At 60.0% G+C, this 19951-nt stretch carries 12 protein-coding genes; all 12 read right to left on the minus strand.

Annotated elements, in window-relative coordinates:
• Positions 1–145: 145 nt before the first annotated feature.
• Positions 146–1471 carry a lipopolysaccharide biosynthesis protein RfbH gene (rfbH, locus tag O3300_RS22675; RefSeq protein WP_077408253.1) on the minus strand — a complete coding sequence of 442 codons (1326 nt, stop codon included), beginning with the start codon at positions 1469–1471 and terminating at the stop codon, positions 146–148.
• A 30-nt stretch (positions 1472–1501) separates the two neighbouring features.
• A complete protein-coding gene (rfbG, locus tag O3300_RS22680) occupies positions 1502–2569 on the minus strand; it encodes a CDP-glucose 4,6-dehydratase (RefSeq protein WP_099666290.1) in 1068 nt (355 codons plus the stop codon).
• Positions 2569–3339 carry a glucose-1-phosphate cytidylyltransferase gene (rfbF, locus tag O3300_RS22685; protein WP_099666289.1) on the minus strand — a complete coding sequence of 257 codons (771 nt, stop codon included), beginning with the start codon at positions 3337–3339 and terminating at the stop codon, positions 2569–2571. The genes rfbG and rfbF overlap by 1 nt, the downstream gene beginning before the upstream one ends.
• 57 nt (positions 3340–3396) lie before the next feature.
• Entirely contained in the window at positions 3397–4617 is a 1221-nt protein-coding gene (locus O3300_RS22690; RefSeq protein WP_099666288.1) for a GNVR domain-containing protein, read from the minus strand.
• Positions 4618–4721: 104 nt separating this feature from the next.
• Positions 4722–6650, minus strand: coding sequence for an SLBB domain-containing protein (locus O3300_RS22695; protein WP_305054186.1), 1929 nt, complete (start codon positions 6648–6650; stop codon positions 4722–4724).
• Positions 6651–6703: 53 nt separating this feature from the next.
• Positions 6704–9595 carry a YjbH domain-containing protein gene (locus O3300_RS22700; RefSeq protein WP_369812315.1) on the minus strand — a complete coding sequence of 964 codons (2892 nt, stop codon included), beginning with the start codon at positions 9593–9595 and terminating at the stop codon, positions 6704–6706.
• Positions 9596–10019: 424 nt separating this feature from the next.
• Positions 10020–10724, minus strand: coding sequence for a DUF4197 domain-containing protein (locus O3300_RS22705; protein ID WP_305054188.1), 705 nt, complete (start codon positions 10722–10724; stop codon positions 10020–10022).
• A gap of 342 nt (positions 10725–11066) precedes the next feature.
• Positions 11067–12641, minus strand: a complete 1575-nt coding sequence (locus O3300_RS22710) for an SEL1-like repeat protein (protein WP_305054189.1) — start codon at positions 12639–12641, stop codon at positions 11067–11069.
• Between the two features lie 2 nt (positions 12642–12643).
• A complete protein-coding gene (locus tag O3300_RS22715) occupies positions 12644–14848 on the minus strand; it encodes an EAL domain-containing protein (protein ID WP_099666283.1) in 2205 nt (734 codons plus the stop codon).
• A 5-nt stretch (positions 14849–14853) separates the two neighbouring features.
• Positions 14854–17007 carry an HDOD domain-containing protein gene (locus tag O3300_RS22720; protein WP_305054190.1) on the minus strand — a complete coding sequence of 718 codons (2154 nt, stop codon included), beginning with the start codon at positions 17005–17007 and terminating at the stop codon, positions 14854–14856.
• 202 nt (positions 17008–17209) lie between these two features.
• Entirely contained in the window at positions 17210–18490 is a 1281-nt protein-coding gene (locus O3300_RS22725) for a multidrug effflux MFS transporter (protein ID WP_218965298.1), read from the minus strand.
• A gap of 180 nt (positions 18491–18670) precedes the next feature.
• A complete protein-coding gene (locus O3300_RS22730; RefSeq protein ID WP_099666280.1) occupies positions 18671–19840 on the minus strand; it encodes a class I SAM-dependent RNA methyltransferase in 1170 nt (389 codons plus the stop codon).
• Positions 19841–19951: the final 111 nt, after the last annotated feature.

Raw genomic sequence — 19951 nt, forward strand, 5'->3', positions numbered from 1 at the left:
TTCAACTCAAAATCGATATCGAGCGCGGGCAATAATTTTTCATTGCAGGTTTTGACAAAAAAGCTCCGCATCTCATCGAAGCGATCTGGTTGCAAAAAAAGAGTGCTCTGCAAAAGTTCAGCGACGATATGCATACTCAGATGTATCAGAAATTCACGCCAAAGAATTCTTCGATCTTGCTGATCGAGAAATCCATCATTTCGCGGGTCAAGCCTGGGAAGACGCCGATCCACAGCGTGTCGTGCATGATGCGGTCGGTATTCGTCAGCTCGCCCGAAACACGGTAGTTACGCCCGATCATGTACGGCTGGCGCGTCAGGTTGCCGGCGAACAGCAGACGCGTACCGATCTTGTGCTGGTCCAGGAAGGTCAGCAGGCTGACACGGTCCACATTCGCTTCCGGACGCAGGGTGATCGGGAAACCGAACCACGAGGGATCCGAGTTCGGCGTCGCTTCCGGCAGGATCAGGAACTCCGCACAGCTCTGCAGGCCATTTTTCATGTAGTTGAAATTGTCCTTGCGCGCCTGCACGAAACCGGCTGCGCGGTCCATCTGCGCCAGGCCGCAGGCGGCCTGCATGTCGGTAATCTTCAGGTTGTAGCCCAGGTGGCTGTAGGTGTACTTGTGGTCATAGCCGTCCGGCAGCGTGCCCAGCTTGCAGCAGAAGCGCTGGCCGCAGGTGTTGTCCTTGCCTGGCGCGCAATAGCAGTCGCGGCCCCAGTCGCGGAACGATTCGGCAATCGCTTTCAGTTCCGGATTGTTGGTGAACACCGCGCCGCCTTCACCCATGGTGATGTGGTGCGCAGGGTAGAAACTCATGGTGCCGATATCGCCGAAGGTGCCGCACATCTGGCCGTTGTACGTGGCGCCCAGGGCGTCGCAGCAATCTTCCACCAGCCACAGATTGTACTTTTTGCACAGCGCGACGATGACTTCCAGGTTGAACGGATTGCCCAGGGTATGGGCCAGCATGATGGCCTTGGTCTTGTCCGTGATGGCCGCTTCGATTTTGCTGGCGTCAATATTGTAGGTGCCCAGTTCCACGTCGACGAAGACGGGTACCGCACCATATTGCAAAATCGGATTGACGGTGGTCGGGAAACCGGCCGCCACGCCGATGACTTCGTCACCGGGCTGGATGGCGCGCGCGCCGAGTTTCGGCGACGTCAGCGCCGAGAAGGCCACCAGGTTGGCCGACGAGCCGGAGTTCACCGTGATCAGGAATTCGACGCCGATGAACTTGGCCAGACGCTGTTCGAATTCGTCATTGAAACGCCCCGTGGTCAGCCAGGCGTCCAGCGAGGCTTCGACCATCAGGCCCATCTCGGGGGCGCCGACGACTTTGCCGGCCGGTGGAATCACCGTCACGCCCGGCTCGAAGGGTTTCGGCACGCTGGCCAGTGCGCCGTATTGCGCCACCAGGGCAGCGATCTGCTCGCGGATTTGTTGTTGGGTCAGTTGTTCGCTCATGATACAGCCTTCAATTTATTAGGTAATTAATCAGGTATTTTGATAGGTGGCGATTTGCGCCAGCGTCATTGCCCGCATGTCCGCGCCCTGGTCGCAGGCCTTATGCCATTCGACGATCTTGGCGATGGTCTGGCCGATGTCCCAGCGCGGATGCCAGCCCAGCTGGCCGCGTGCCTTGGAACAATCGAGCTTCAGATAGGTCGCCTCATGCGGATGGTCCTGGCCATCGAGCGACCAGGAGGCACCCGCGCCCCATTCTTGCGTCATGCGCTCGATGATCCATTCGACGGGCTTGGCGTCGGTATCGTGCGGGCCGAAGTTCCAGCCTTCGGCATGCACGGGGCCTGCCGTATACAGCTTTTCCGCCAGGGTCAGATAGCCGCTGAGCGGCTCGAGCACGTGCTGCCACGGGCGGATTGCATGGGGATTGCGGATCATTACCGGCTCGCCGGCGCCGATCGCGCGCAACATATCCGGGATCAGGCGATCCAGCGCCCAGTCGCCGCCGCCGATGACGTTGCCGGCGCGGCCGCTGCCCAGAGCCACGCCGTGTTCGGCGTATTTGTCGGCATGGAAGAAGGAACTGCGGTAGCCGGCTGTCACCAGTTCCGCACAGCCCTTGCTGTTGCTGTAGGGATCGTAGCCGCCCATGGCCTCGTTTTCGCGGTAGCCCCACGGCCATTCGCGGTTTTCATAACACTTGTCGCTGGTAACGTTCACCACCGCACGCACGCCAGGCGTGGCGCGCACGGCTTCGAGCACATGCACCACGCCCATGACGTTGGTGGAATACGTTTCCACCGGATTGGCGTATGAGTAGCGCACCAGCGGCTGGGCGGCCATGTGAATGACGATGTCCGGGCGCGCGGCGGCCATGGCGCGCTTGACTGCGTCGCCATCGCGCACGTCGCCGATGATCGACTGCATGCCACTGGCCACGTCGGCGACCTCAAACAGGCTGGGGGTGGTCGGTGCCGCCAGCGCATAGCCGGTCACGTCGGCGCCAAGCTGCTGCAGCCACAGGCTCAGCCAGCCACCCTTGAAGCCGGTATGGCCGGTGAGGAACACACGTTTTCCTTGCCAGAATGCGGGATTCATCAAGCCGCCTTCCAGGGGGCCTTGCCCGATTGCCACAGTTCTTCCAGATGTACCTTGTCGCGCAGGGTATCCATCGGTTGCCAGAAGCCATGATGGAAGAAGGCATGCATTTCGCCTTCCCGCGCCAGGCGCTCCATCGGCGCCTTTTCCCACACGGTACTGTCTTCCGCGATATAGTCGATGACTTGCGGCGACAGCACGAAATAGCCGCCGTTGATCCAGGCGCCATCGCCTTGCGGTTTTTCCTGGAAACTGTTGATCTTGTTGCCATCCAGATTCAGCGCGCCAAAGCGGCCGGGCGGCTGGGTCGCGGTCAGGGTGGCGAGCTTGCCGTGCGCCTTGTGGAAGGCGATCGATTCAGTAATGTTGACATCGCTCACGCCATCGCCGTAGGTGAAACAGAATGCCTCTTCGCCTTCCAGGTAGGGCTGGACACGCTTCAGACGCCCGCCGGTCATGGTCTCGTCGCCCGTGTCGACCAGTGTCACTTTCCACGGCTCGGCATTGCGCGCATGCACTTCCATCTGATTATTCTGCATATCGAACGTCACGTCCGACGTGTGCAGGAAATAATTCGCGAAATATTCCTTGATGACATAGCCCTTGTAACCGCAACAGATGATGAAATCATTAACACCATGTGCAGAATAGGACTTCATGATATGCCAGAGGATCGGTTTGCCACCAATTTCCACCATCGGCTTGGGCTTTGTTGATGTTTCCTCACTAATACGGGTTCCCAATCCTCCCGCCAGAATAACAGCTTTCATTTAATTCCCTTACTCTTCAATTTACTACCCGCAGGCAGGCCCAGGCATACCCGCTATTCAATTATTTTTTCCCGCCCAAGCATTTTTCAGAGCGCTCCAACGATATTTGCTGCCCTCATCATGAGCAGACCGCAAATATGCATCACGCATCAATGCCAAAAACAATGCCAAGAATCCACCACCGACAAATCCCAAAATAATAATAATCATTTTTTTCGGTTTTGATTTTTTTTCTGCCGGTACTGCACTATCGAGAATTTGTATGTTCGACGATTCTTTGGCCTCGTCTATTTTTGCCAACTCATACTGTTTTGACAGCAATTCAAATATGGTTTCCTGATATTTAACATTACGCAAGCTTCGTATATATTCAACCCCCACCTCAGGAATCTTTCCGGTTGGCACCATCAAATCGCCGTCCTTGGATGATTTCCCTGTTTTCAATCTACCAAGTTGAGCTTGATATCCTTGTATTTCCCCCTGCAAACGCATAAGATCTGGATTGTTATTTGTTGCAAAGCTCCGCATTGCATTCAGTTGCACTTCTTTGGCTGCAATCGTTCCTTCCAACTGGGCAACGTTACGGATAATGCCCTCGACTTGTCCATCCAATTGCAGCATGCCAGTACTTTCCTGTGTCTTGCGCAAAGCAATTTCGGCATTCGCCAAGTCGTCTTTAACCGCGACTAACTGTTTTTCAAAAAACAGGCGGCGCTGCGCAGCATCGGTTATCGCAAGGCCCTTGGTCAAATTCGACAGCTCAATGACAAAGGCATTGGCTATTTGGGCCGCAAATTTCGGATCTTTATCTTCGACAAGCACAGAAATAGTTCCGGCTTTATCATTAACGACAGTCGCCATGCCGTCCAATTTCTTGCGCGCCTCGTCTAATGTTTCCACATCAAAGCGTGTTTTCAAATCAAATTGACTTATCAGTTTGTCTGCGATGGTTCGACTTTGCAACATGGCAACATACAAATCATTAGGATTTTTCAACCCTGCAATGCCGCCGGCGGCTCCAGCCAGCCCGCCAAGCTGTCCCAACATGGCAGAGACTCCCGAGCTTTGCTGCTGAGGAGGTAAAATGACTGCTGTCGATAAAAAAGTCGGCTTAATCAGGAATGCAACAGCGATTGCCAATACTCCCGTTACCAACGGCACCATAAACAATATTTTTTTTTGCCGGGCAAGTGCAGTCAATATATCCAATAAGTGAATTTCATCATTATTTTCATTCATCGGTACGCTCTGCTCTCTATTTTTTAATTGCTCAGACATCTTTTTCTCTCGGTTGATAACCCGTCATATTTTCAGCGTCACCAAGGTTCGTTTGTCTTACGCATATCGCATAACTATCAAGATACCCTGGCATCTACTTGACATTAGTCTTTCAGCACTTTCAAACCAGCCGCACCCAAACCAAACTGATAAAAAATAGCTGTCCATTCCTTCAAGCTCTGCATGAACGTGCTGCGTTCGATTTTTTCAGGCACCACGACGGTATCACCCGGATTCAACGCCGTGCCGCCGAGGCCACCGAACCAGCCGGTGCCTTGGCCGCTTTTCGCCGTGCCATCCGCACGAATCACGTACATTTCGGATTTATCCGCATTCGCGGTGATGCCACCAGCTTGCTGTACATAGTCGTTGACCGTGCGCTGTGAGCGATAAACGAACGCGTTTTGCTGGAAGACAGAACCCAGCACATCCACGGTGCCGGGGCGGCGCGGGATCAGGATCGAGTCGCCGTCCTGCAAGGGCAAATCGGGCAGGTTTTTCACTTGCGTATCGACGCCAGGCAAATCGAGCACAATACGGCCTTCGGCCTTGACGGTGCGCAGTTTTTGCACGATGCGGCGCTGCTGCTCGACTTCAGCAGCCGTTTTTGCCGCATTCTCCTTGTCGCCACTCGAGGAGATGCGCTGGGTGGCATTCGATTCCAGGTCGCGCTCAAAGCGGTCGGCCACCTGGTTCAATTTGATTTGCTGGGCGCGGCGTACGGATTCGCGGTTCAATTGGGTGGCGTACAGGTAGCCGTTTTCATTGGCACCACCGACACGGGCGATCAGTTCGCGCAAGGTTTCACCTTTTTTCAGCAAGAAAATACCGCTCTGCTTTGCTTCGCCAGCCACGCGCACGTATTCATTCTGGATTTGTGCCTGGACGGGTACAGCGCCTGGTGCGAACACGCGCAGAATATCGGTAGGCTTGACGGCAATGCCGGCCAACTGGCTGCTGGAAACGCCTTTGTCGGCTACCAGTTCCAGCACGGTTTTATATTGATTGTCGATGTTCTTTTCGACCACGATCTGCTTGGTTTCCGCCGCCGAATCAAAACCGCCGGCCCAGCTCAGTACATCAGCCAGTGTCGCGTTGCCTTTCAACTCGAAGATGGCCGGTTGCTTCACGCTGCCCGTCAAGGCCACCAGCGGGCCCACCTCAGGAATATAGATCACGTCGCCGTCGCGCAAGGTGACGTCACGGCTCTTGTCGCCGTTGACCAGCATGTCATACAGGTCGAACGTGGTGACGGTATCCTTGCCGCGCTTGAGCTGAATACTGCGCATGCTGCCGGTAGCGTCCGGACCGCCCGAGGTAAACAGGGCGTTGAGCAGGGTGCTCATGGAATTGAGGGTATACGTACCGGGACGAACGGCATGGCCAACCACGTAGACCTGCACGGCACGCGTTTGCGCAATGCTCGCAGTCAAGTCGAAATTGGTGTATATCTTGCCGATAGCCTTTTTCAAATAGCCCTGCAAATCCTTGTACTGCACGCCGCTGACCTTGATGGAGCCGACGCGTGGGATGAAAATCGCACCGCTGCGGTCAACCGTGGCGCTGACGTCAATGTCAACCATGCCCCAGCCGCGTACCTGCAACTCGTCACCCGTGCCAATCACGTATTCCTGGTTCACCTGGACACCATCGAGCGGCGCAAAGGTGGACGGCACGTCGCCGAACAGATCCTGGCCAAAGATCCTCAATTTCTTACCGGTCACGCCATCGACATACTCTTCGAAAGCCCCGACTGGCGCATCAACATCAGTACCAGTACCCACAATGCTCCGTTTGCCGTTACTGTTGACGGGGACTTTTTTTGCCTGACGCTGCTCACCACGTCCGCTGCGAATACTGGGCAAACTGCTGCCGCCCATTTCATTCGCCTGTGCACGAGAAATATCCGTGCGGGGCATGTCAGTTACGCCAAGTTCCTGTTCGACGGCATAGGCCGAAGTTGCACCCAGCAGGAAAGCCGAGAAAATCATGTGTTTCACGAAAGGCGGGGGAGTACGAAATTGCTTTTTCATGCTGGTCTTTGTCTGGATGAATGTTGTATGAGTAAAGGGAGCGCCATGCGCGCTTAATACTTGCCCTGCCAGGTCACGCTGATTTCTTTCGGGCCGGGATTGATCGACAAACCCGATTTGCTCTGGTCGCGCTGCGCGTGCCACAGCCAACTGCCCATGGCGTAGCCCAGGATGCCGCCGGCGACCGTGTCGGACACCCAGTGCTTGCGGCCGAACACGCGGCCGGCGGAACCCACGGCGGCCACGCTGTACAGCCAGGGCGCATCGTACTCCTTGGCAAATGGCGTCACGGCAGCAAAGCCGATCGCGGCATGCGCGGAAGGGAACGACGAGTTTGAACGGGAACTGCCGCTGCCGACGCGGCTCCACGCTCCGAGGTCTTCCTCTGGTCGGGCGCGGCCAAACGCATATTTTCCGGCCACTGCCACGCCCGTTGCCGCGGCAACCGATTGCAGGGAAATGAGTCCCGTATTTTGCATGCGCTCATCGCCCAAGGCGAAGGCGGCGGCAGCGGCGCCCACTGCCGCGTATGGCATGGCCTTGCCCAGCTTGTCCCAGTTGCGGTAGACCTTGGAATCCTCGTGCTTCTTGACGAAACGGTCGACGGGCTTGTCGCTGAGGGCTGATGCCAGCACCACGCCCCCGACCACCGCCGTCGCCTTGAGCCACTCAGGGGCGCTGGGCGTCGCAGATGCGGATTGCTCCAGGCGCGCGCGCATGGCGGGCCATGGACTGACAAACGGCCGGTCTGGCGGATTGACGGCAGGCAGGTGCTGTTCGTCCGGGCGCTCGGCAAAGTTGCCCAGGCCATCGTAGCTGTGCATGTCGGCACGCGGGCGCTCGAACATGTCGTACAGGTCGCCAGGCGAGGCCACCATCTGCCCCACGTCGCGCGTCCATGGCGCAATGGCAAAGCCGGCCGTTGATTGCGTATCCATCGGCAACATACTGTTCAGCGGCACGGACAGGAAGATGCCACGGTCCTGATACGGCTTCGACGGCGTACCAGGGCTAGTGATGTCGTTGCCGTTCGTATGCGTGTACCACGCGCCGACTTCGATGCCGGACTGGAAGCGGCGCTTGAACTCCACGCGCACGCCCGTGTCTTTGGCCAGGAAGCGGCCGGCGCGCGCCGTCACGGTAATATCGTGCGGCAAGCGGTAATGCAGGGAACCGATCGCCGTCACCGTCTTGTAGTCGCGCGAATCGAGCAAGCCCTTGTAGCCACGCTGCTGCAAGGCATCGACAGCCACGTCGGCCGCCCAGCGGCTATCCTTCGGCAGGTACAGCACCTGGCCGCCCACGCCGCGGAACATGTCTTCATACAGGCCGGCCGACATGCGGGTATACACGCGCTCGGCGGGATTGTTGTATTTGTTCAGCAAGACGCGGCTCAGCGAGAACCGCCCGCCGCGCAAATACTCCGCGATATCGGTACGCACGTGCGGCAAATTGCTGTTCGATGGCTGCTTGACGCCCGATACGGTTTCCAGCAACTGCAGACTGGCGGCGCTATTCAGGTACAGGCCGTCGCCGAGGCGGCGGTCGTAGTTGGCCACGGCCGAGATCGAATAACGGAAGGCACCGCTCGGGTCATTGAAGAAGAAGCCCACCTTGGGAGCGACCTTGAAACGGTTCGCTTCCCGGTCCAGCGATTTGATCTGCACCACGTCGCCATCGACGCCGACACCGACGGCCAGCTTGCCATCGTCCTTGAGGACATTGGCAGCCTTGGCGGGAGCCGGCGCGGAAACGGCAGCGGTAGCTGCCGCTGGCGCAACGCCAGCAGGCGCGCTGGCAGGAACCGCAGCAAGTACCGGTGCCGGTGCAGGTGCGGCGGCCACGACGGGCGCTGGCTTGTCGAGGAATTCCTGCAGCCAGCTTTGCTGATCATCGCGGATGACATCGCTTTTTTCAGGGTAGCGCAGCAGCACGACGTCGAGGAAGGCCTTGCGGTCGATCTTGCCTGCCAAATAGTCATTCAGTTTTGGCAAATCAAAGAATTCGTAGGTGGCGATTGGCTGGTCCAGCTTGGTATACGTGATGCGCAAGGTCGTCACGCCCTTTGGCGCGAAGGCGACAGCCGTGCGCGCGGCACGGCCAACGGCGCGACCCATGTTCGAAATCCGGCTGTTGGTCAGACTCAGGCTCAGGACATTGCCTTCCTGCTCGACACGGATGTTCTTGTAGTCCTGCTTCACCAGGGCATTGACCAGGTCGGCGCCATACACGGCGTCGCGGTGCCATTCTTCCTTGCTTGGCAGCGGTGGCGGATTCTTGTCATCCACGAAATACGGCGGTTCGTACACCTTGGGGACAAACTCGCGTTCGCCAAACGGAATGCTGATATAGGCGTTCAGGCTGAACTGGTCGCGGTTACGGGCCGCTTGCAAGGCAAGCCAGCCCCAGCGGTACTCCAGGCCCACGGACGCGCCTTTGCGGCGCTTGCCGGCGTCCGTTTCGCTGGCACGGAAGTCGCGCAAGTAATTCGTTGTATCGTATTCGGCCACCACCGACCAGCGTGGCAGCGCGGCCGGCGTCCAGCGCGCGCCGGCGAACACCCCGTCCGGGCGTTTATGAGCATAGCCGAGGCTCGCTTCGATATTCTTGCTGACGCCAAATGTCTTGGTGGCAACCACATATTGGCCCTTGAACAGCTCGGTACCGAACAAATCCGTCATGCCGACGGCAACGGACGGCATCCACTCCGTTTCTGTCCACAGGCGCAATTTGCCGTCGACGACTTTATCCTTGTAGCGGCCATAGCCACTGCCATATTCACCGGGCACATTGGTAAAACCGGGTATGCCCGTGATCGACACATAACGTCCCGTCATTTGCAGGAAAGGCAGGATATTCGCCGTCGCCCATAACTGGCCATACGGGCTGTCGTAGCTGTAGCCGACGCTGAAGGTACCATCCGTTTCCACCACGGCGCTGGGCATATTGATATACCCGGACTGGCCACCATGATTCGGGGTCGCGGCCATCACCGAAGGCGCGCCAAGCACCAGACAGCCACACCAGGTATATTTGATTGATTTTCTGAGTACGCTTAACAAATCCGGCTACCTAAAGATCCTGCACCTGGAATTCCTGACAATGTCTTCAGAAAATCAATGAGCTTGGGGAAAAGTGAATGAAACGAAAAAAGGCCAACCCACGGGCATCTTGCAATGCCACGTATCAGTTCGCCACTAAAACTAGGCACTCCCGGGCAACAGATCGTTGCTTAATCATGCCTCAGGAATATATGTCGCAGAATTTTAACATTGTTTTCTTGTAGCAAATGCTTAACTTGTTTCCCTAGCGCCACACCTCCCCCTGCACCGCAAACGCCGCCTGCGGCGCTGCGGCAGGCGGGAAAGGTCACTTCAAACTGCCAAATACTTTGCCGATAATCTTGCTGCCATATGCGAGCGGATTGCTGCGGATGGCTTTTTCTTCCTCGCCGATCATCAGGTACAGGCCGTCAAGCGCACGGTCCGTGACATAGCCTTCCACCGTCGATTGCTGCTGCGGCACCAGTCCCGTCTTGCCGATCTGGCTCATGGTGCTGTTGTACTTGCTGGCCAGGCCGGAGCGGTCGGTAACGGATTTCACGATGGGCAGGAATTTGACGGCCAGGGGTGCCGATGTCTTCTGGCGGAAGAAATCCGTGACGGAGGTATCGCCACCGGACAGGATATTTTTTGCATCGCTCACGCTCATCGATTTGACAGCGTCGAGCAACAAGGGCTTGGCCATGGGCACGGCCGACTCGGCGGCACGGTTCATCGACACCACCAGATCGTCCAGTTGCTGGCCGCGGCCCGTCATTTTCAGCAAGGGCTTGGCTTGTTCCAGGATGCCGGGCAACTTGATCTTCACCTTGTCGTTATTGAGAAAACCATTTTCGATGCCCAACTTGGCAACGGCGGCGGCCGATCCGGCTTCCAGCGCCGCCTTCAAGCCATTGCTCGCATCCTGGTTACTGAGGGCATCCAGGGGACCGGCGGCGCCTGCGCCGGACGACAGCAACACCAACGCGCACAGGAGGACGGCCGAACGGCCAAGGAAAGGGTTCAGGCGCATAGTTTTCCTTTTCTAAAGAATAGACAGACTACCTTCTGCTGGAACCTTAGCACATCAAAACTGCAAATACTGCAGCAATTTTTTGCGTGTTGGGGGAAACAAGGGGTGCCACAGATGGCGAAGGGAAGGGACTATACAACACCGGCTGTTGTATCCGCGCACGCTAACGCCGGCGGCATAGTTTAGAACCTATCCCAGCAGATGAATACATCTCCTGCTGGCGCACCTCGGAAGCGGGGACTGCGTTGATCGTCGTCGCGTGGCTCGCCACGCATCCTCCTCACGCCTTGTCCGCGCTCCCGAATACGCTGCCAGCAGAAGACGCTCCCTACCGGGATAGGTTCAGCCTGCTATCGCCGCCAGCTGTTCGCGCACCCGCGCCAGATCCGTCTCGCGCATGCGCGCCGCCGTCTGGCGCAGGGATTTTTCCGCGCCCGCCACGCCGGCCGCCGCCGCCATCGACAGCCAGATATACGCCTGCTGCAAATCGAGCGGGCCACCCTGGCCGCTGGCCGCCATCAAGCCCAGATTCATTTGCGCCCGCGCATGGCCCTGACGCGCGGCCAGCGCATACCAGTCCCAGGCCGCGGCATAATCCTGCGGCACATCCTGGCCATTGTCATGCCTCAGGCCCAGCGCAAACTGGGCCAGGCTGTGGCCCTGCGCGGCCGCGCGGCAGTAACAGGCGCAGGCCAGCTGGCTATCGGGCGCCGGACTATCGTCGCGGTCGTGCAGCACGCCCTGCATGTATTGCGCCGGCGCGTAATCCTGCTCGGCGGCGCGGCGGTACCACTCCAGCGCCAGCGACAGATCCTGCGGCACGCCCTGGCCATGTTCATAGCGCAGACCCAGGTCGAACTGCGCCCGCACATGTCCCTGGTCGGCCGCCTTGCGGTACCAGAAGATGGCTTCCTGCGCATCGGCAGGCACGCCCTGCCCATGCTCATACAGGAGTCCCAGCTGATACTGGGCTGCGGGAAAACCCTGCCCGGCCGCCTGGCGGTAGAACACTTGTGCCTGGGTATAGTCCTGCGCGCCATGCTCATGGTGCAGGCCCAGGTTATGCTGGGCCGCCGCGTGCCCCTGGCCCGCTGCCTTCACGTACCACGCGAGTGCCGCCTGCTTATCGCAGGGCACGCCCTGGCCATTATCGTAGATCAAGCCCAGGTTGAATTGCGAACTGGCGTGGCCCTGCTCGGCCGCGCGCCGGTACCAAGTGATCGCCTGCCCGCTGTCCTGCGGCAGCACGTCGCCATTTTCATAGCGCAGCGCCAGGTTGAACTGGGCAGGCGCATAGCCCTGTTCGGCCGCCTTGCGCATCCAGGCCGTCGCCTGCTGGCGGTCCTGGCGCACGCCTTGGCCATTATCGTAGCGCAGACCCAGGTTGAACTGCGCCCGTGCATAGCCCTGTTCGGCCGCCTTGCGGTACCAGGCGATGGCTTGCACGAAGTCCTGCGGCACGCCCTTACCATTGTCATACATCATGCCCAGATTGTTTTGCGCACCCGCGTCGCCCTGTTCCGCCGCGCGGCTGAACCACAGCATGGCTTGCCCGCTATCTTGCGCGAGTCCCTGGCCCTTTGCATACAGCCAGCCCAGGTTGTACTGGGCCGCAGCGTACCCCTGCTCGGCCGCCTGCTGGTACCAGTGCGCCGCCTGCGCAAAATCCTGCGCCACGCCCTGTCCCTTCTGGCACATCACACCCAGGTTGTATTGCGCATGCTCCAGGCCCTGCGCGGCGGCCAGGCCGTACCAGTGCAGCGCCAGCGCATAGCTTTGCTCAATGCCCTGGCCATTGAAATGCATGAAGCCCAGGCTGTGCTGGGCGTTCGCATTGCCCTTCTCGGCCAGCCCTTTCAGGCGCAGGTAGTCAGCCGTGTAATGAGCAGCCGTGTAGCGGGGGGCGGCAAGCGGCATGGTCAAGCTTCGATGGCCAGCGTCTGCGATAGCGCGGGAGCGGCATCGGCGATCAGGCGGTTCTGCTCCTGCAGCACGCCGATGAAGCTGCCCAGCGAGATGGGCCGGTGATACAGATAGCCCTGCATCGTGGTGCAGCCCTTGTCCTGCAGATAGCGCGCCTGGCCTTCCGTTTCCACGCCCTCGGCGATCAGGTGCAGGCCCAGGCCGCGCGCGATCGAGATGATGGCCAGGATGACGGGATAGTGTCCATGCTCGTCGTGGATTTCCTTCACAAACGACTGGTCGATCTTGATGGTGTGGATGGGGAAGCGGTGCAGGTACGACAGCGAGGAATAACCGGTGCCGAAATCGTCGATGGCCACCGACACGCCCAGCTGGCACAGCTTGTTCAACTGCTCGATCGCATACTGCGGATTGCGGATGCAGATGTTTTCCGTGATCTCCACTTCGATCTTTTCCGGCGCGATGCCATAGCGCGTCAGCGCGCCGCGCATCTTCTCGAAAAAGTCGCCCCGGTCCAGGTATTGTGGCGACAGATTGAGCGACAGGCGCACGGCTTCGCCGCCGGCCGCGTTCCACTGCACCAGGTCACGGCACAGGGCGCCCAGCATCCAGTCCGAGATCGGCAGCATCAAGCCGTTTTCCTCGGCGAACGGCAAAAATTCGCCGGCCGTCAGCAAGCCCCGTTGCGGATGGTTCCAGCGCATCAGGCCTTCGGCGCCGACGATGCGGCCCGTCATCACGTCCACCTGCGGCTGGTAATACATCTCCAGCTGGTTCAGCTCCAGCGCCTTGCGCAGGCTTTGTTCGAGCGCGATCTTCTGGTGCGACACGTCGAGCATGGACTCGTGATAAAAACTGTGGCCGTTCTTGCCCAGCGCCTTGACCTGGTACATGGCGATGTCGGCATGGCGCAGCAGTTCGTCGATGGTCTCGCCGTCGCCCGGATAGATGGCGATGCCGATGGAAGCCGAAATATGCACCTGGTTGCCATCGAGGTCGAAGGGTTGGTGCAGGCATTCGAGGAACTTGTCGGCAATCAGGCGCGCATCCTGGCGGTCGCGCAGTTCCGGCAGCACGATGGTGAATTCATCGCCGCCCTGGCGCGCCAGGGTATCGCCGCGGCGCAGGCAATCCTTCAGGCGCAGCGCCACCTGCTGCAGCAGCTCGTCGCCCTTCACGTGGCCCAGGGTATCGTTGACCAGCTTGAAGCGATCGAGGTCGATGAACATCACGGCCAGCTCCGTCAGCTTGCGCCGCGCCTGGATCACGGCCAGCCCCAGGCGGTCCTTGAACAGCATGCGATTCGGCAGGTCCGTCAGGATGTCGTGATAGGCCTGGTAGGAAATGACTTCTTCGGCGCGCTTGCGGTCGGTGATGTCGCGCGCCACGCCGTAGGTGCCGAAGTATTCCTGCTTCCGGGCTTCGTGATCGTGGCTGTGCATGCCGATCGAATTGAGCGGAACCGTCATCAGGGTGTTGTTGAAGGTACGGTCACTGCCGCTGCCGCTATGGCACTTCAGGCGCAGTTCCACATTGCGCGACGCGCGCTCGTCGATGCGGCGCTCATTGAAGGCATAGCGCGCCCGCTCCTGGTCTTCATCGTGCACGAGGATCGAATAATGGCTGCCGATCAGCTCTTCGCGGCTAAAGCCCAGCAACTGGTGCACCCGATCGTTGATGAAGGTGATGCGGCCTTCGTGGTTCAGGGTGTAGATGATGTCGGGCGAGCTGTCGACCAGGTAGCGGTACATCTTTTCCGAATTTTCCAGCTGCAGCGCGATGCGCTCGTTTTCCAGCGCCAGCTTGCGCTTCTGCAGCGCATTCTCCACCGTCTTGAGTAGCTCTTCGCGGCTGTAGGGCTTGCGCAGATAATCGTAAGCGCCGCGTTTCAGGGCGCCGATGGCCGCCTCGATGCCGACGTCGCCGCTCATGACGATCACGTCGCCCTCGATGCCGCGCCGGTTGATGTGGTCCATGATTTCATGGCCGCTCATGTCGGGCAGGCGCAAGTCGAGCAGGATCAGGTCGAAGCGCAGTTTCGACAACTGCGCCAGCGCCTCGCTGCCGCAGGTGGCCGTGTACAGCTGGTAGCCGCGGTCCTTCAGCAATTCGTGAAGAGAGGCGAGCAAACGGGGCTCGTCGTCGACCAGCAGGATGCGCGGGCTGTTTTCCAGGTCAAACGGAATGGCGGAGGAGTTCATGGACGTTACGAAGACAAAGCGGTATTGCCGGGCGCGGGCAGCGCGGCTGCAGCACTCGCTGGCAAGGGAATGGGCAGCAGAATTTCAAACGAGGTGCCGGACTTGCTGCTGCGGCAGCCGATCACGCCATGCAGGCGGGTGACCAGGTCATGCACGATGGACAGGCCCAGGCCGTGATGCGCCCCTTCCTTGCTGCTGCGCACAGGGGAAAACAGATTGGCCAGCACTTCCGGCGCCAGGCCGGCGCCATTGTCGCTGACGCACAATTCCAGGTACAGGCGACGGTCGCGGTTGACGTGGCCACGGTTCGCCACTTCGATGCGCCCGCCATCGGGCAAGGCTTCGACGGCGTTTTTCAGCAGGTTGAGCAGGATTTGCTTGAGCATGTCGGCATCGGCCTCCACTTCGCATGGTGCATCCTGCATGCGCGTGACCACCTCGATCTTCGGCGGCAGGAAGTCGGTGGCGCGGAACAGCCGCAGCACATCGTCGACCACGCGCGCGCAATCGGTCACGCCGCTGGCCGCCACCGGCTGCAGGTCGGCCAGGCCGCTGATCAACTGGCCGACCCTGTCGATTTCCTCGTTCAGGATCGACATCTCGCCCGTGACCGGCTCCTGCTTCTCCAGCTTGTGATCGAGCACGCTCAGGTAGTTCTTGATGATGGACAGCGGGTTATTCACTTCATGCACGACGCGACGCGACGCGGCGCGGTATTCCTCGGCCACGTGATCGAGCTGGCGCCGTGCCAGGCCGCGCGCGCTGATGGCCGTTTCCAGCGCCGTGGCGGCCTGGTTGGCATAGGCGCGCAGGAAACCCTCGCGCTTCTGGCACGCGGGAATCTGCCACGCCGCCACGCCGCCAATCAACACGCCCAGGCTGCGCTGGCCCGCCACTAGCGGCACGCAAACCAGGCTGTCGGTACCGAGAATGCGGAACAACTGCTCTTCGACGATGCCCAGCGCCGGCATGTCGCGCTTCAGGAACGCCAGTTGGCACTCCAGCGCCGAAGCGGCCAGGGGCCCGCCCTTGGCCAGCGGGATCGAGAAGCCGGCCAGACGCTGCTGATGTTCGCCCGCCTCCACGCCGACGAGCGCATGGCCGGTGGGGTTTTGCAGCAGGATGACGGCGGTGTCGAAATCGAACAGGATGCGCGCCGAGCGCGTGATGGCTTCCAGCAGGCTGCTTTCTCCCTGCTGGCGGGAGAAGGTCTGGCCCACTTCGGACACCAGCACCATATTGCGCACTTCATCGGACAGGCGCAGTTGCACCGGATCGACGGATGGCGGCGCATACGCGGGCGGCGTGACGATGTCGTCCGCGCCGGCCAGGTCGATGCCCAGGTGCTGCGCCGCCTGCGCCACCTGGCGCACGACGCTGCCGGCCAGGTCTTGCAGTACGTCGACATCCAGCGCGCACAGGCTTGCCGCCTGCGTGATCGATTCCGCATCGTCGGCATGGCAGCACAGCAGGTGCGCCAGGCGCACGATGCGAATCAGGGGATGGCTCGCTTCCAGGCGCGCCAGCGGTTCGTGGTGATACAGCACGCTGTCGGCCAGGAAGGAATCGAGATGCCAGCGCTCGATCAGCCAGGCGCCCGCTTCAGCATGCGTGATCTGCAAGGTGCGCTGCTCCACCGCGCACAGGGCGGCATCGTCGCGCGCCGTGAAATTGAACGCGTATTCCTTCGGCGCCGTGGCCAGCAAGGCCAGGCGGCCCACGTTGTGCAGCAAGCCGGCCAGATACGCTTCCTCGACATGCGGATAGGCCATGGCCTTGGCCAGCGCGCGCGCCATGACGGCGGCCGACAGCGAACTTTTCCAGAAGGCGCGCAAATCCGTGCTGCCGGAATGGGGAAAGCTGTTGAAGGTCTGGAAGACGGATTCGCTGATGACCAAGGTCTTGATCATGTCCGTGCCCAGCGACACGAGCGATTGCTCCAGGCTGACGACCTTGCCCTGGCGATGGTAGGCCGAGCTGTTGGCCACGCCGAGAATCTTGCTGGTCATGCCCGCATCCTTGGCGATCAGGGCGGCCAGCTCCGGCATGCCGGCATCGTCGGCCTGCAGGTGGGCGATCAGCTTGATGAGTATCTGCGGCATGGCCGGCAGGCGGGCAATCAGCAGGCGATTGCGAATATCTTGATCAGATTGATGCATCGTATCAGGCATTGCCGGTTCGAAAAGGATGAGCGCTTAGCAGCGAAGCGCGGCCACGTCAGAGAAATCCTCTACTCCTGTAACCCAAAAAATGTCGCCTGAGAGGATGCCTGGAAAAGAAGTCATCTTATCATAAGCGCCGAATATTACTTGCAATATAGAAAATTAAGTTGAAATAAATCTAGCGTTCTGCAGTGGAAACTTATGCCTTGAAGGAACCCAGCAAACGGTGACGAAAGCGCCGCGAGATCAGCCACAGCGCCAGCGCCAGGCCCGTAAACGCCAGTTGGCCCGACGCCAGCCACAGCACGGACCCGGACAGCAGCGGCGAGATCACGCCAGCCACCACGGCGCCCAGCAAGGTGCTGGCAAACGACTGGCACGAGGCCACCGTGCCGCGGATATGCGGGAACAGGTCGAGCGCCAGCAAGGTCGCTCCCGGCCCCACCAGCGACATACCGAAAGTGTAGAAGAACAGGGGCAGCACCGACCAGGGCAAGGAGGGCGGCAGGAACAGGTGATACACGACATTGACGCTGGCGGCGCACAGCAGGAAAGCAAAGCCGATGCCGATCTGGCGCGCGAACGTGACCTTGCCGGCGATGCGGTTGGCCGCCGCGGCGCCCATGAAGATGCCGCTCACGCAGGGAATGAACAGCCAGCCGAATTGCGATGGCCCCAGGCCCAGCTGCTTGGGCAGCATTTCCGGCGCGGCCGTGATGAACAGGAACAGGCCAGCGAAATTGAGGGCGACGATGCCAGCCTTGATGTGGAACAGGGGCGAGCGCAGGATCTGGCCATAGCTCGAGGCGAGAAAGCGCGGATTGAACGGCTGGCGCTTTTCCATCGGCAGGGTTTCGGGCAGGCGCCAGTAGCAGAACGCCAGCAGCACCAGCGTGTAAAAGGCGAGGAACAGGAAGATCGAGCGCCAGTCGAACCAGATGACGATCCAGCCACCGAGAATCGGCGCCACCGCCGGGGCGATGGAAAAGATCATCGTCACCAGCGACAGCAGCCGCGCCGCTGCCGCATCGGCATACAGGTCGCGGATGATGGCGCGGCTGATCACCACGCCGGCGCCGGCCGAGACGCCCTGCATGATGCGGAAGAACCACAGGTAGTGCACCGTGTGCGCCGAAGCGCAGCCGAGCGAACCGATGGCAAACATCAGCAGCGAAACGAGAATGACGTTGCGCCTGCCAAAAGTATCCGAGATCGCACCATGCCACAGCACCATGCCGGCAAAAGCCAGCATGTAGAACGTCAGCGACTGCTGCACTTCCAGCGGCGACGCTTGCAGCGAACCCTGGATCGCGCCAAACGCAGGCAGATACGTATCGATCGACAGGGGCCCCAGCATCGACAGCCCGGCCAGCATCATCGCCAGCGCACCGCGGCTCAGCGGCGCCATATGGCTCGGCGTGGGAGGAGGAACGGGGGTAACCGGGTCGGGCGGCACATCGGCCGGAGGGGTGGGAAACATGGCGGATCCAAAGTGGCGCGCGGACCGGTTACGGTCCGCGCGCGTGATACTGCATTTTTTAGCGCGTAAAACACCTGAGAAAACCGTAGCGAGCGGCCGCCAATTGTGGCCGAGAAGCGCAACCGTACAAAAGTACGGTGAGCATCGCAAGCCGCAAGTGGCAACGCGCAGTAGGTTTAATCAGATGTTTTTCGGTTTGGCTTCTTCTCTACGGTTGTAGCCGGCGACCATATCAAAGCGGAACAGACGGCATTCCAGCGCGCCGTTGAAGAATGGCGTCTTGCGTGCTTCCTTCAAACGCAGCAGCTTGGGCAGGCCCAGGTCGGCCGTGAACAGGAACACGGTCCAGCCGGCGAAACGCTGCTTCAGGGTCGTGCCCATGGCCGAATAGAAGGACGTCGACAGTTCGTCTTCCGGGATGGTGCTGTCGCCGCGCACACCGATACGCTCGCCGTACGGCGGGTTGGTCAGCATGATGCCCGGCACGTCGCTTGGCGGTTTGACTTCCTGCGCCTCGATCTGTTTCAAGGGCACGTCGAAGCGCACACCTGCGCAACGCAGGTTGTGGCGCGTCATGGCGACCATGTCGCCCGAGATGTCGCTGCCGAAAATGGTCGGTTCGGCGGGCAGCGGATTGACCTTGATGGCGTTTTTCATGGCATTCCACGGCGCGGGATCGAAGTCGTGGAAGTTTTCAAACGCGAACTGGCGCGAGGCGCCCGGCGGAATCCCCTGCAGCATCTGCGCCGCTTCGGCCAGGATGGTGCCGGAACCGCACATCGGGTCGAACAGCACCATGCCAGGCTTCCAGCCCGACACGCGCAGCAGGCCGGCGGCCAGGTTTTCGCGCAGCGGCGCGTCGCCCGTCTCTTCGCGCCAGCCGCGCTTGAACAGGGCTTCGCCCGAGGTATCGAGGTACACGGTAAACGTATGCGCGTCGAGGAAGCCGACGATGCGCATGTCCGGCGTCTTGGTGTTGACCGACGGACGCTCGTTGAACTGGTCGCGGAAGCGGTCGCAGATCGCATCCTTGATTTTCAGGGTCGTGAACTCCAGGCTGCGCAGCGGCGATTTGACGGCCGTGACGTCGACGCGGATCGTGTGGTGCACGCCGAACCAGTCTTCCCAGGATTGCGCCAGGGTCAGGTCATAAATATCGTTTTCCGTCTTGTAGCCGGAATGGGCCATGCGCATCAGCACGCGCGAAGCGATGCGCGAATGCAGGTTGATGCGGTAGGAGTCCAGCAGGTCGCCCGAGCAATGTACGCCGCCCGGCACCTGATTGTGGACCTTCATGGTCGAACTATCGTGGGCAATCTCGCCCAGTTCCTCGGCCAGCGCCGCTTCCATGCCGCGCGGGCATGGGCAAAAATATGAAGCCATGGTTGGTGTACCCTTATTCCATTGTGTTGAACGCCCGCTAAATTACAGGCGCTGCTTACTACGTTTAAAAAACTGCTT

The organism is Janthinobacterium sp. SUN206 (assembly GCF_030587305.1).
In the GTDB taxonomy this organism is placed as follows: domain Bacteria; phylum Pseudomonadota; class Gammaproteobacteria; order Burkholderiales; family Burkholderiaceae_D; genus Janthinobacterium; species Janthinobacterium kumbetense.